Source organism: Halomonas sp. BC2, from assembly GCF_002078115.1.
In the GTDB taxonomy this organism is placed as follows: domain Bacteria; phylum Pseudomonadota; class Gammaproteobacteria; order Pseudomonadales; family Halomonadaceae; genus Vreelandella; species Vreelandella stevensii.
Genome location: NZ_LFGT01000028.1, coordinates 11,960 through 23,516, shown reverse-complemented (window position 1 = coordinate 23,516; position 11,557 = coordinate 11,960). Strand labels below are relative to the sequence as shown.

The following is an 11,557-nucleotide window of genomic DNA, read 5'->3' as shown; positions in this document are numbered from 1 at the left end:
CTGAATGCTTCCTTGGCAGGAAACTCATCTACTCCAAGCCATTGAATGACGTTTGGTGCCCTTCCCAAAATAGCTGCCCGGCGCCCATCGCGCGACCCATATGTCCCTTAAACCCCACATAGCCATGCAACCGTGGCAAACTGATGACACTGTCGATGACCCAGTCATGGCCTTGCGACGGCGCGATGGTCATGCGACTGCCGCTGACATGGCGGGCAGCGCCGCATCATCGTATTCTCTGGTTTTACGTTCGTATTTAAGGAAAGAGGCATGCTTTCAGGTCTGGACCATCTTGTTGTAACCGTGACCGATATGGGTCGCGCTGTGGATTTTTATTCCCGTGTGCTGGGTCTGGATGTGCGTTATCGAGATGCCCAACGGGTCGACCTGTTGCTGGGTGATACCGCCCTGCGCCTGCATCAAACCGACACTGACATTGCCCCGGTGTCGGCCACCCCAACGCCTGGCAGCCTGGACTTGTGCCTGCGCTGCCAGCTGCCGCTGGATGAGTTCAAGCAGCACCTGGACGCGCTCGAAGTCGATGTGGAGCTGGGTCCGGTGGCCCGCCAGGGAGCCAACGGCCCCATCGAATCCCTCTATCTGCGAGACCCCGACGGCAACCTGCTCGAAATCTGTCGACCAGCAGCACGCCAGCCCTGAGCCAGACTGCCATGCTGGGCGGGTCGACGGGTGATAAGTCGCCCTGCCCACGCTATCATGGCGGGCTAACAGGGTATCCGCTGGATGCTATCGTCGAATCGAAAAGAAGGAACGCCCATGCGTGACGACACCCCCATCGAAGGTGAAGTGGTCAATCGCACCGACACGCCTGAAACGCCCTCGCCAGCCCCCGACACCACCATGGCCATGGTGATCTATGCCCTTTATCTGGCCAGCTTCGTGGTGGGCTTCACCTCGGTCATCGGAGTGATCATTGCCTACGTGTATCGTGGCAAGGGCCCTGTCTGGCTGGACGAACACTACCGTTATCAAATTCGTACGTTCTGGATCGGGCTACTGTACGGCAGCATCGCCACGCTGCTGACGCTCATCCTCATCGGCTTCCCGCTGCTGCTGGCCTTTGCCGTGTGGTTTATCGTGCGCTGCGTCAAAGGCTTCAAAGGGCTGCAAGAGAAGCGCGCGCCCTCCAACGTCGACAGTTGGTTGCTGTGATCCATGAGTGAACCGTTACACACCCGCCGGGCGCAGTATCAGGCCCGTGCCATCGCCGGGCTTTGGCGCATGCTCTCCCGCTGGCCCGTCACTCGGCTATGGCGCATTGCAGCCTTCATGGGGCCTCAGATCTATCGCTTCAGCAAGCGTGAGCGACGCGTGACCGAGCTGAACCTGGCGCGGGTTTTTCCAGACCAGTCCGCTCAGCAGCGCAAGGCGTTTGCGATTCAGAGCCTGCAGCACTCCACGGCCACCATGCTGGAACTGGGCCACGCCTGGATGGCGCCTCCCGAGAAGGTGGAAGCCAGCATTCTGGCCGTGCACGGGCGCGACAAGCTGGACAGCGCACGGGCCGAAGGGCGCGGCGTCATCGTACTGGCGCCCCACTTTGGCAACTGGGAAGTGCTCAACTTCTGGCTCTCCAGCCACTTCCCGTTCACGGCCATGTACGAACCGCCCAAGATCGCTGACCTGGAAGCCATTACGCGCCACGGCCGGGAGCGCATGGGCGCACAGCTGGTGCCGACCAACCCACGTGGCGTCGCCGCCCTGCTGAAAGCCTTGAAGCGCAGCGAAGCCATCGGCATCCTGCCCGACCAGGAACCCGCCTGGGGCAGTGGCGTATTCGCGCCGTTCTACGGGCACGAGGCCTACACGGCCACCTTGCTACCCAAGCTGGTCGCACGGACCCAGGCTCGCGTGGTCACGGGAGTGGCACGACGTATTCCCGGCAAGGGGTTCGAGATTCACTTTCTGGATGCCGACGAACGGGTCTACAGCGAGGACGACACGCTGTCAGCCACCGGCGTCAACGCCAGCGTGGAAGCTTCGATTGCCCTGGACCCACCCCAGTACCAATGGGAATACAAGCGCTACCGCAAGGTCGTGGAGGAGCAGCAAGGGCTCGCCAACGCCAACGATTTCCGCCTTTATTGAACACGAGAGTGGCATGACCGAATCTTCTCCCCACCCGCCTAACCCGCCACAGGATACGCGCCCGCCGCAGATCGTCTATGCGCTGTACCTGGCCGGGCTGGTCACCGCCAACATCACCCTGCTGATAGGTGTGATCGTGGCGTATGTGTACCGTCGCGAGGCAGCGCCCTGGCTGCAGGCCCACTACCGCTACCTGATCCGTACGTTCTGGATCGGCAGCCTCTATTTCCTGGTCACGTTCACCTTGACCCTGATGTTTCTCGGCGCGCTGCTGTGGCCGCTGCTGGCCCTTTGGCTGGGCGTGCGCTGCACGCTTGGCTGGCTGGCGGTACGCAAGGGCCAGCCCCCGGCAAGGCCTGGCAGCTGGCTGTGGTGAAGAAGCATCTGGCTGTGTTGAAGAAGTAGCGGCGGGCTCAGTCGTCGCTGTGGCGCGCGTAAACATCGTCCAACCGTTCGATGTCATCTTCGCCCAGGTAGCTGCCGGACTGCACCTCGATCAGCTCCAGCGGAATCTTGCCCGGGTTCTCCAGGCGATGCAGCGCCCCTATCGGGATGTAGGTCGATTGGTTCTCGCTGACCAGAAAGGTGCGCTCCTCCACGGTGACCCTGGCGGTGCCGCTCACCACCACCCAGTGCTCGGCGCGATGATGATGGCGCTGCAACGACAGCCGTGCACCGGGGCGCACGGTAATGTGCTTGACCTGATAGCGCTGGCCGCTGTCCATGGCCTGAAAACTGCCCCAGGGGCGGTGCACCAGCGGTGACGAGCAGGGCTCACGCCGCCCTGCCTCGCTCAAGGCCGCCACCAGTTGCTTGACCCCCTGCGCATGATCGCGGCGAGCCACCAGCACGCTGTCCGACGTTTCCACTACTACCAGGTCTTCGACGCCCAGGGTCGCCACCAGGCGATGATTGGCCACCACCAGCGAGCGCTGGGTATCCCGCAATACGCCGTCACCGGTCACCACGTTGCCCGCCGCATCAGGGGTGTGCGTGGCCATCAGCGCATCGAAGCTACCGATGTCGCTCCATCGCGCGTCCAACGGCACGACGGCGGCCCTGGCACAGTGCTCCATCACCGCATAGTCGATGGACTCGCTGGGGCAGCGCTTGAAGGAGGCCTCGTGCAAGCGCAGGAAATCGAGATCGTGGTGCGCCTCGTCTACCGCTACCTGACAGGCCGCCAGCATGTCGGGCTGTAGCCGTGCCAGCTCGGCGAGATAATCCGATGCCCGCAGCAGGAACATGCCGCTGTTCCACAGCGTATTGCCTTCGGCCAGCAGGGCCTTGGCTTTCTCAAGAGGGGGCTTTTCGATGAAGGCATCCAGATGGTGGCCATCCCCCAACGCCGCGCCGCAGGCAATGTAACCGTAACCGGTTTCCGGATGAGTCGGCACGACGCCAAAGGTCACCAAATAACCTTGCTCAGCCAACAGCGTGGCCCGCCGCACACTGTCGGTGAACGCTGCCACATCGCCAATCACATGGTCGGCGGGCAGCACCAGCAAAAGTGGGTCGTCCCCCGTCTGGCGTGCCAACAGCGCGGCACAGGCGATGGCCGGGGCCGTATTGCGCCCCTCCGGCTCCAGCACTACCTGCCCCTGCTGGCCAGCTTCGCGAAGCTGCTCGGCCATCAAAAAGCGATGCGCGTGATGGCCCATCAACATGGCGGGCTGTGCGGTGATGTCCGCAAGCCGAGCCAGTGTCTGCTGTAACAGGCTCTGCTCGCCGGTCAGGCGCAAAAACTGCTTGGGCATCTGCTCGCGGGAAAGCGGCCACAGCCGTGTACCGCTGCCGCCGCTGAGAATGACGGGTTGAATCATGGTGTCGTCCTTGGTTGCGTACCCGGTAACGGTTCCACTGCGCCAAAATCTTCTTGCAGCCAGTGGCGTAACTGGCTCATGGGTGGGGCATCGAAGGTGGCTGACAGGTCGGGCAGCATACCGTTCACGAAGCCACGCGCCATGAAAGGGGCCAACAGTTCAGGGTCGCCGCTGACGATGTGCACCGGCACCGCCGCGCTGGCATTTTCTCCGGTAATCAGGGGCGCCGCCTGGTGGTCACCCAAGGCAATCAGCAGGGTTTGCTCATCGGCCACCCGCTCTGCCCAGCGCCCGGTGACTTTCACAGCGTAGTCCACAGACCAGGCATAGTGGTCACGAATACGCTCGATATCGCGCCAGATCACCTCGGGCGGGTCGGCCGCGTTCTCCCACGGGGCGAAAATCGACCCATCCCCCACCATCGACCAGTTCTCCAGCACGGGCAGGATGGGCGTCCAGGGGGCATGGCTGGAGATCAGCGCGATTTGGGCAAACACCGGGGAGCCGCCCAGCAAGTGGCGCTGGGTATAGTCCAGCGTAAACTGGTCGGGCATGGTGACCCAGTTGAGCGGCGGCCCTGCGTAAGGCATGTCTCTGGCAGCGACGATCTGGTCGAAACCGTAGGCTTCGCCTTCGGGCCAGGCCAGGGTAATGGCTGGCATCACGGTCAGCGTGTGCTGGCCCGTGGCGCGAAAATCATCGATCAGCGTGGGGTGGTCGCTATCGAGCATCAGCCGATACCACAGTTGGTTGTCGATCCAACGGCCGCTGAGCGTGGTGGCATGGGCCAGCCACGACTGCCCGCCGCGAATCGGCGCATCCATCAACCCGGACACCACCGATAACCCGCGTTGTTCCAAGCGCGTCTCGATCTCGGCCAGGGTGGCCAGAATCTGACGGTTGTAGCGCGGGTCATCCAGCGCCGTGACGCCGTAGGACTCGATGAAGGTCAGCAGCACATCGCGCCCTTCCAGCCCAGGCAACGCCTGGGTGGCCATGGGCGAAGCCTGCAGCTGTTCGCTGAAGGCCAACCTTGCCTGATGGGTCGAGACCACCTGCTGCCACTGAAAACGTGCCGTATGCACTACTGGCAGCGTAGAATGGGGCACCCAGCGGTAGCGGTTTGCCTCCAGCAGCAACAAACCCGCAGCCACCACCAGAACGCCCAGGGCAAGCTTGCCCTGACCGCGCGCCAGCGAAAGCGGCACTCTGGGCAGCAACAAGCGCAGCACCCCCCACACGCCCACCAATAGCACCACCAATGCCAGTAGCATCAAGCAAATAGCCGCAAGTTGGCCTACATTACCTACAAGCAGGTGGTAAACGGAACGCACCAGCGGCACGTCGAGATACAGGTTCAACGAACGACCAAAAGCGCTGTGGGTGGCGGCATCCCCAAGATTGATGAGCGTGAACAAGGCCAGCGCACTGACCACCAGTAGGCCAGCGGCACTTCGCCATGGCCGGGCAGGGAGCAACCACAAGGTGGGCACCAGCACCCAAGCCTCCCAGGCCAACAGCGGCACCCCCCAGGTGCCAAAGCGCCACCACAGCGGCATGACCAGTAATGTATTGACCACCAGGATAGCGAGCAGGAGACGAAACATTCACACCTCTTGGGCAATTGACAGGCCGTTGACAAGGCCATGGAACAAGCCAGACCTGCCCATTTTGGCTGGTCAGAACGCATTGCGGTGCCACAATCAATAAACAGGACTTGTTAAGCGTACAGCTTTTGTTTAATTATTTCATATCACATTGTGCTGTCGTCTTTGGGTTGACCACGAAAGGAACTCGATCATGGGCCGTCGTACCGTTGCAAGCTGGATGATGTCGTTGAGCTGGTTGTGCTCTGCCTCAGCCATGGCCAGCCAGGAACAAGTACTTTTCGAGGCTATCATAGCGCAGGCCCAGCAGCTGGCCGATGCGCCCTATCAGGCACCCGAAGCCACCCTGCCGGAGGCGCTGCAATCACTGGACTACGACGGATATCGGCAGATTCGCTTCAACTCGGAGCGCGCCTACTGGAAAGACGAAAGCCCGTTCAGCCTACAGCTTTTCCATAGCGGCTTTCTGTTTCAAACGCCGGTCACCCTGAATGTGCTGGATGGTGAGACCTTGTCTCCCCTGGCGTTCAGCAAACAGGACTTCACCTACGACGGTGCGGCCAGTGAACTGCTGGAGCACGACCTGAGCGGCAGCGGTCATGCCGGTTTCAGGCTCCACTACCCTATCAACGATCCGGACTACGCGGACGAATTTGCGGTGTTTCTCGGCGCCAGCTACTTCAGGCTGGTAGGCCAGGGGCAAGCCTACGGGCTCTCCACACGGGGCCTGGCCATCGATACTGCCTCCGAGCGGGGGGAGGAGTTTCCGGAGTTTCGTGAATTCTGGCTGGTCAAGCCCGAGCAGGAGGACGAGAGCGTTACGCTCATGGCGCTACTGGATAGCCCATCGCTGAGCGGCGCCTATCGCATCACGCTGACACCCGGTGAACAGACCGAAGCCGAGGTGGAAGCCGAGCTGTTTGCTCGCAGCGACGTGGCCAAGCTGGGGGTTGCTCCACTGACCAGCATGTTCACCTTTGGGGAAGCAACGGCTCAGCGGCCCGACGACTTTCGCCCTCAGGTACACGACTCGGATGGGCTGCTGGCTCACACCGGCCAGGATGAGTGGATATGGCGCCCGCTGCAAAACCCCTCGGCCCTGCGTATCTCCGCGTTCATGGACCATGATCCACAGGGGTTTGGCCTGATGCAGCGAGAGCGCCACTTCGATCGTTATCTGGATCTGGAAGCTCACTATCATCGTCGCCCCAGCCAATGGGTCGAACCGATTGGCGACTGGGGGGAGGGCCATGTCGAGCTGGTCGAGATCCCCACGCCGGATGAAACCCACGACAACATCGTTGCCTACTGGGTAGCCGATGCGCCACTGAAGGCGGGTGAATCACGCACGCTTCACTACCGCACCTATACGCTGAACACTCAGCCCGAGCAGCATACGCTGGGCCGCGTGATACGCACGCGCCAGGGCAGTGCCGCCGTTCCTGGCGAAGTCGATTCTGCGTCTGCCGACCAGCGTCAGCTGGTGGTCGACTTCATGGGCGGCCCCCTGGAAACGCTGGCCGAGGATGTCGTACCGGAGCTGGACATCAGCGTACTGGACGGTGAAGCCCAGCTTCCCCAGGTGAAGCGGCTACCCGACCATGGCTGGCGGGCCACCTTCCGTTTGCCCTCCGATCGCCCCAGCGATATACGCCTGCGCCTGACCCACGACGGGGAGCCACTGACCGAGAGCTGGAACTACGTATGGTATCCCGATGCCTAGTTCGACGTCTCTTGGCCCCCTCATTCCCTGGCTGAATACCCGCCGTACGCTGCTGGCCACGCTGGTCATCGGCACCAGCGTGGTCGGCTGCCTAGTCATGGCCAACGTGGTCGCCAACCTGGCGCTCGGCTGGCGCATCGTCATGCTGGTGCTGTTTGGGCTGACCTTCAGCTGGATTGCCCTGGCCTTCTGGGGAGCGGTATGCGGCTTCATCTTGTGTAGCCTGCGGCTGGATCCTCTGACCTTGAAACGGCAGTCTCATGGGCCAGCCCTCAATGCGCTATCCAGCAAAACGGCCTTGATCATGCCGATTTATGCCGAGCCCCCCATCCCCACTCTGGCCGGTCTCGAAGCCACCTGTCGCTCGTTGCTCCAGGAAATGAGCAGCAACCCTCACTATGCAGCCACCCCGTTACAAGCGCATTTCGAGGTGTTCATCCTCAGCGACACGCAGCAGGCTGACCAGGCGGCCGAAGAGGCCGCCCATGTGGCCGCCCTGCAGCAGCGGCTGGCTGGCCAGGTGGCCGTGCACTATCGGCGGCGCCCCAACAATCGCGGCCGCAAGGCGGGCAATATTGCCGAGTTTTGCCGTCGCTGGGGGCGGCGCTACGACTACATGATCGTGCTGGATGCCGACAGTCTGATGAGCGGCACCACCCTGCTGCATCTGGTGCATCAGATGCAGCGCTACGCGGGCGTAGGACTGATCCAGACCGTCCCCTTGCCGGTAGGTCAGCGCACCCTGTTCGGCCGCTTCATTCAGTTTGCGTCGGCGCTGTACAGCCCCATGCTGGCGGCAGGCCAAAGTTTCTGGCAAGGCGACGCCGCCAACTACTGGGGGCACAACGCCATTATCCGTACCCGTGCCTTCATGGCCCATGCCGGGCTGCCGACCCTGCCTGGCAAGCCCCCGTTGGGCGGTGAATTATTGAGCCACGACTTTGTCGAGGCCGCTCTGCTCAAGCGTGGCGGCTGGCAAGTGCTGCTGGATACCTCGGCCACGGCCTCCGCCGCCTCGCCCCTGCCCGTGGCAGGCAATCACAGCCTCGAAGCGATGCCCAGCAACCTGCTGGATTTCGCCAAGCGTGATCGGCGCTGGTTACAGGGCAATCTCCAACATCTGCGGTTGCTGACCGGCGGCGGATTTCACCCGATTAGCAGACTGCACTTTCTGTTTGGCGCCTTTGCGTATCTCTCATCGCTGGTATGGCTTGGGCTCTTGCTGTGCACCAGCTTCATGGTGGGTTACCAGGCCATCGACAACGGCGCGCCTCCGCTCTTGCCGCACAGCCTCTCCCTTGGCCTGCTGAGCGTAACGCTCGGCATGCTGCTGGCTCCCAAGGTACTCGGCCTTGTGCTGGCGCTATGGCAAGCCCCCCGCGCCTTCAATGGCCGCCTGGCTCTCATCGCCAGCACGCTGCTGGAAATGCTCTTCGCCGCCCTGATCGCACCGTTGATGATGGCGTGGCATAGCCTGTTCATCATCAATGTGCTGATCGGGCGCGCCATCGATTGGCAGACCCAGCATCGGGGCGAGCGCTCGCTGAGCTGGCGGGAAAGCTGGCGGCACACTGGCTGGATGACGCTGTGCGGCAGCCTCTGGGCAGGCTCGATGATCCTTTTTTCACCCTCGGCTTTTGGCTGGCTGACACCTGCCTGGCTGGGCCTGGTCGCGGCAGCCCCGCTGGTGAAGTACTCCAGCAGCGGCACCTGGGGCGGGGTGGCTAGCCAACGGCTGGGGTTGCTGCATATCCCCACCGCCTGCCCGACGCCACCCCTGCTGCAGGACTTCGCCGACCTGTGCGCACGTCATTCCCAACGTCTGATCGTCAGCGGCTCGGCCACCCCCAACCAGCCCCCACGGGAGCAGTTCGGTGACATGCCCAGCCAACCGTTGAAGGCCTTGTCCTCGCGCCGAAACGCCGCTTCCCGTGCCAAGGAGCCTCATTAAATGCCTTCATTGACCCTGGCACCGCTGCGCCGCGCAGGCGGCATGGCTCGCTCGCTGTTCATTTACTGGCGGCCGGGGCGGCAGCGCAGCCTGCAACGCCTTTATCGCCCCTTCATCGCGCCTGGCGACATTGCCTTCGATGTGGGTGCACACCTGGGAGATCGCAGCGCGGCATTTCAAGCCCTGGGGGCCAGGGTCATTGCTCTGGAACCCCAGCCAGCGCTAGCCAAGTGGTTTCAGCGCTTGCTGAAACGCCCTGACATCACCCTGCTGCCGCTGGCCGTGGGGCCTCGGCTCGGCGTCGCCGAGATCGCCATCAGCGAAGGCAACCCCACCCTGTCCACGCTGGCCAACGACTGGCGCCATCAGGTAGGCGAGCGCAACCCCGGCTTTCATCACGTGCGCTGGGAGCAGACTCTCCAGGTCGACATGACCACTCTGGACGCACTGATCGAACGTTATGGCACCCCGCGCTTTATCAAGATCGACGTAGAAGGCTTCGAGGCCGAGGTACTGCAGGGGCTCCATCACCCCGTTGCGGCCCTCTCCGTGGAGTTCGTGGCGGGCATGCTGGAGGTCAGCCATGCCTGTTTGGAAGAGATACAGCGGCTGGGGGAGTATCGCTTCAACGCCATTGCAGGCGAGCGCCGCCGATTCCTCTTCGAGCAGTGGCTAACCCCAGAGGCCATGCAACAATGGCTCGCCCAGGGAGCGGGCCAGTTGGCGTCGGGGGATATCTACGCCTGCCGCCACGACCATCCGATACTCACCGACGCCTAGCACTCAGCCGTACCGATCACCCTTGAAGAGACTGTTATGGTTCATGAATGGCAACACCTGACCGCGCCCAAACTTCAGGCCCTGGCCCAGCGCCAGCCCATCGCCCTCATCACGCTGGGCGCCATCGAGCAGCACGGCACCCACCTGCCCCTGGGCACCGACCTGATGATCGGCGAGGGCCTGCAGGCGGCCATGCTGGCGCAGCTCCCCGACGACATCGAGGTGCTTTGCCTGCCCCCCATGGCCATCGGAGCCAGCGATGAGCACGCCAGCTTTTCAGGCACCCTGAGCCTGCCCGCCAGGCTGGCCATCGAGGCGTTGGAAGCCTACGGCGACAGCATTGCCCGGGCGGGCATCCACAAGCTGGTGATGATCAACAGCCATGGCGGCAACAAGGCCGTGATGGACCTGGCGGCCCTGACTCTGCGCCAGCGCCACGCCATGCGCGTGGTCAAGGCGACCTATACTCGGCTGCCGCCGCTGGAAGGTGCCCTGGCCGCCGATGAGCTGCGCCATGGGCTGCACGGAGGGCTGCTGGAGACCTCGATGATGCTGCACCTGGCCCCTCAGTGGGTAGACACCGAAGGGTATACGCCCACGCCCCCCGCCACGCCTCCCGAAGGTGGCCTGCTGGGCGCCGAAGGCAGCGCGGCCTATGCCTGGTTGGCAGAGGACCTGAGCCCCCATGGAGTGGCGGGCGATGCCCGTGGCGCCAGCGCCGACCTGGGCGAACGATTGGTGCGCCACTATGCGGGCCTGCTGGCCCGCGTGGTGGAAGAAACCGCTCGACTGCCCGCCCTAAACTGACTCTCTTGACCATATAATGCCGCTGAGCCGGGTGCTGGCTCAGCGGCAGCGCTCAAATGTTCAGCGGCAGCGCTTGCGTGTTCAGCGGCAGCGCTTGCGTGTTCAGCGGTTGACGCCTGATGCTTCAGTGGCCACGGCTCTCCAGCACGTCGTCCAGAAAATGTCCGGCCCGGTTGGCCTTGGCACTCAGGTAGCGATGGTTGTGGTCGGTCACGCTGCCATACAGGGCCTGACGCGAGACGACCTCGATCCCCCCTTCCCGCAGGGCCGCCATTTTTAGCGGGTTGTTGGTCAATAGCTGTACCTGATGAATCGACAGCGCATTGAGCATATCCACCGCCACCGCGTACTGCCGCTCATCGTCGCCAAAACCCAGCACCTGGTCGGCGTCCACGGTATCCAGGCCACTGTCTTGCAGGGTATAGGCGCGCAGCTTGTTGGCCAGGCCGATGCCCCGCCCTTCCTGGGCCAGATACAGCAGCACGCCACCGCCCATCCCCTGGATATCGGCCACTGCATTACGCAACTGCTCACCGCAGTCACAGCGCAGGCTACCGAACAGGTCACCGGTCAAACAGGCAGAGTGCATGCGTAGCGGCACGGGGCCTTGCTGGGCTTCGGGCTGGCCGATCACCACTGCCACGTGCTCGCGCAGGCCATCGGGCTCGCGAAACAGCACGAAGCGGCTATGCGGCGCGTCTTCCAGCGGTATGTTGGCTTCACTGACCCGCTTGAGCATGCCCGGCGCACCGGCCAG

At 63.0% G+C, this 11,557-nt stretch carries 11 protein-coding genes; 8 read left to right on the top strand and 3 right to left on the bottom strand.

Annotated elements, in window-relative coordinates; translation table 11 throughout:
* Positions 1 to 270 precede the first annotated feature (270 nt).
* The 4 genes from B7L71_RS15895 to B7L71_RS15880 all read left to right on the top strand — a co-directional run bounded on the left by B7L71_RS15895 (position 271) and on the right by B7L71_RS15880 (position 2,485).
* Positions 271 to 660 (top strand): VOC family protein, encoded by a 390-nt coding sequence (locus B7L71_RS15895; protein ID WP_016914602.1) that lies wholly within the window; start codon positions 271 to 273, stop codon positions 658 to 660.
* 117 nt (positions 661 to 777) lie between these two features.
* Positions 778 to 1,173 carry a DUF4870 family protein gene (locus B7L71_RS15890; protein WP_081139079.1) on the top strand — a complete coding sequence of 132 codons (396 nt, stop codon included), beginning with the start codon at positions 778 to 780 and terminating at the stop codon, positions 1,171 to 1,173.
* A 3-nt stretch (positions 1,174 to 1,176) separates the two neighbouring features.
* A complete protein-coding gene (locus tag B7L71_RS15885) occupies positions 1,177 to 2,109 on the top strand; it encodes a lysophospholipid acyltransferase family protein (RefSeq protein ID WP_039176560.1) in 933 nt (310 codons plus the stop codon).
* 13 nt (positions 2,110 to 2,122) lie between these two features.
* The gene (locus B7L71_RS15880; protein WP_081139078.1) at positions 2,123 to 2,485 is read left to right on the top strand and encodes a hypothetical protein; all 363 of its coding nucleotides are present in this window, start codon (positions 2,123 to 2,125) and stop codon (positions 2,483 to 2,485) included.
* A 37-nt stretch (positions 2,486 to 2,522) separates the two neighbouring features.
* Here the strand turns inward: B7L71_RS15880 and B7L71_RS15875 are convergent, their stop codons facing one another.
* Both B7L71_RS15875 and B7L71_RS15870 read right to left on the bottom strand, forming a co-directional pair.
* Entirely contained in the window at positions 2,523 to 3,932 is a 1,410-nt protein-coding gene (locus B7L71_RS15875) for a mannose-1-phosphate guanylyltransferase/mannose-6-phosphate isomerase (RefSeq protein WP_081139076.1), read from the bottom strand.
* Positions 3,929 to 5,539: an alkaline phosphatase gene (locus tag B7L71_RS15870; RefSeq protein ID WP_081139075.1), complete on the bottom strand. Its 1,611-nt coding sequence runs from the start codon at positions 5,537 to 5,539 to the stop codon at positions 3,929 to 3,931. Before B7L71_RS15870 ends, B7L71_RS15875 begins: the two co-directional genes overlap by 4 nt.
* 193 nt (positions 5,540 to 5,732) lie before the next feature.
* Here B7L71_RS15870 and B7L71_RS15865 point away from each other — a divergent pair, with 193 nt between their 5' ends.
* Genes B7L71_RS15865 through B7L71_RS15850 form a run of 4 tightly spaced genes read left to right on the top strand, consistent with a single transcriptional unit; the run spans position 5,733 to position 10,800 of the window.
* A complete protein-coding gene (locus tag B7L71_RS15865) occupies positions 5,733 to 7,262 on the top strand; it encodes a glucan biosynthesis protein (RefSeq protein WP_081139073.1) in 1,530 nt (509 codons plus the stop codon).
* Entirely contained in the window at positions 7,255 to 9,213 is a 1,959-nt protein-coding gene (gene mdoH, locus B7L71_RS15860; RefSeq protein WP_081139072.1) for a glucans biosynthesis glucosyltransferase MdoH, read from the top strand. The genes B7L71_RS15865 and mdoH overlap by 8 nt, the downstream gene beginning before the upstream one ends.
* Positions 9,214 to 9,993, top strand: coding sequence for an FkbM family methyltransferase (locus B7L71_RS15855; RefSeq protein ID WP_081139070.1), 780 nt, complete (start codon positions 9,214 to 9,216; stop codon positions 9,991 to 9,993).
* 36 nt (positions 9,994 to 10,029) lie between these two features.
* Entirely contained in the window at positions 10,030 to 10,800 is a 771-nt protein-coding gene (locus B7L71_RS15850; protein WP_081139068.1) for a creatininase family protein, read from the top strand.
* 124 nt (positions 10,801 to 10,924) lie between these two features.
* On the opposite strand, the gene B7L71_RS15845 is transcribed toward B7L71_RS15850, so the two are convergent.
* A partial coding sequence (locus B7L71_RS15845; protein ID WP_139790158.1) for a GTP cyclohydrolase II occupies positions 10,925 to 11,557 on the bottom strand: 633 nt, incomplete at its 5' end.

What these genes read in the sequence shown, in the direction of transcription:
- B7L71_RS15890 (WP_081139079.1), top strand. Translation starts at nt 778, where the DNA reads ATGCGTGACGACACCCCCATCGAAGGTGAAGTGGTCAATCGCACCGAC.
- B7L71_RS15870 (WP_081139075.1), bottom strand. Translation starts at nt 5,539, where the DNA reads ATGTTTCGTCTCCTGCTCGCTATCCTGGTGGTCAATACATTACTGGTC.
- B7L71_RS15885 (WP_039176560.1), top strand. Translation starts at nt 1,177, where the DNA reads ATGAGTGAACCGTTACACACCCGCCGGGCGCAGTATCAGGCCCGTGCC.
- B7L71_RS15880 (WP_081139078.1), top strand. Translation starts at nt 2,123, where the DNA reads ATGACCGAATCTTCTCCCCACCCGCCTAACCCGCCACAGGATACGCGC.
- B7L71_RS15895 (WP_016914602.1), top strand. Translation starts at nt 271, where the DNA reads ATGCTTTCAGGTCTGGACCATCTTGTTGTAACCGTGACCGATATGGGT.
- B7L71_RS15875 (WP_081139076.1), bottom strand. Translation starts at nt 3,932, where the DNA reads ATGATTCAACCCGTCATTCTCAGCGGCGGCAGCGGTACACGGCTGTGG.
- B7L71_RS15855 (WP_081139070.1), top strand. Translation starts at nt 9,214, where the DNA reads ATGCCTTCATTGACCCTGGCACCGCTGCGCCGCGCAGGCGGCATGGCT.
- B7L71_RS15850 (WP_081139068.1), top strand. Translation starts at nt 10,030, where the DNA reads ATGGTTCATGAATGGCAACACCTGACCGCGCCCAAACTTCAGGCCCTG.
- mdoH (WP_081139072.1), top strand. Translation starts at nt 7,255, where the DNA reads ATGCCTAGTTCGACGTCTCTTGGCCCCCTCATTCCCTGGCTGAATACC.
- B7L71_RS15865 (WP_081139073.1), top strand. Translation starts at nt 5,733, where the DNA reads ATGGGCCGTCGTACCGTTGCAAGCTGGATGATGTCGTTGAGCTGGTTG.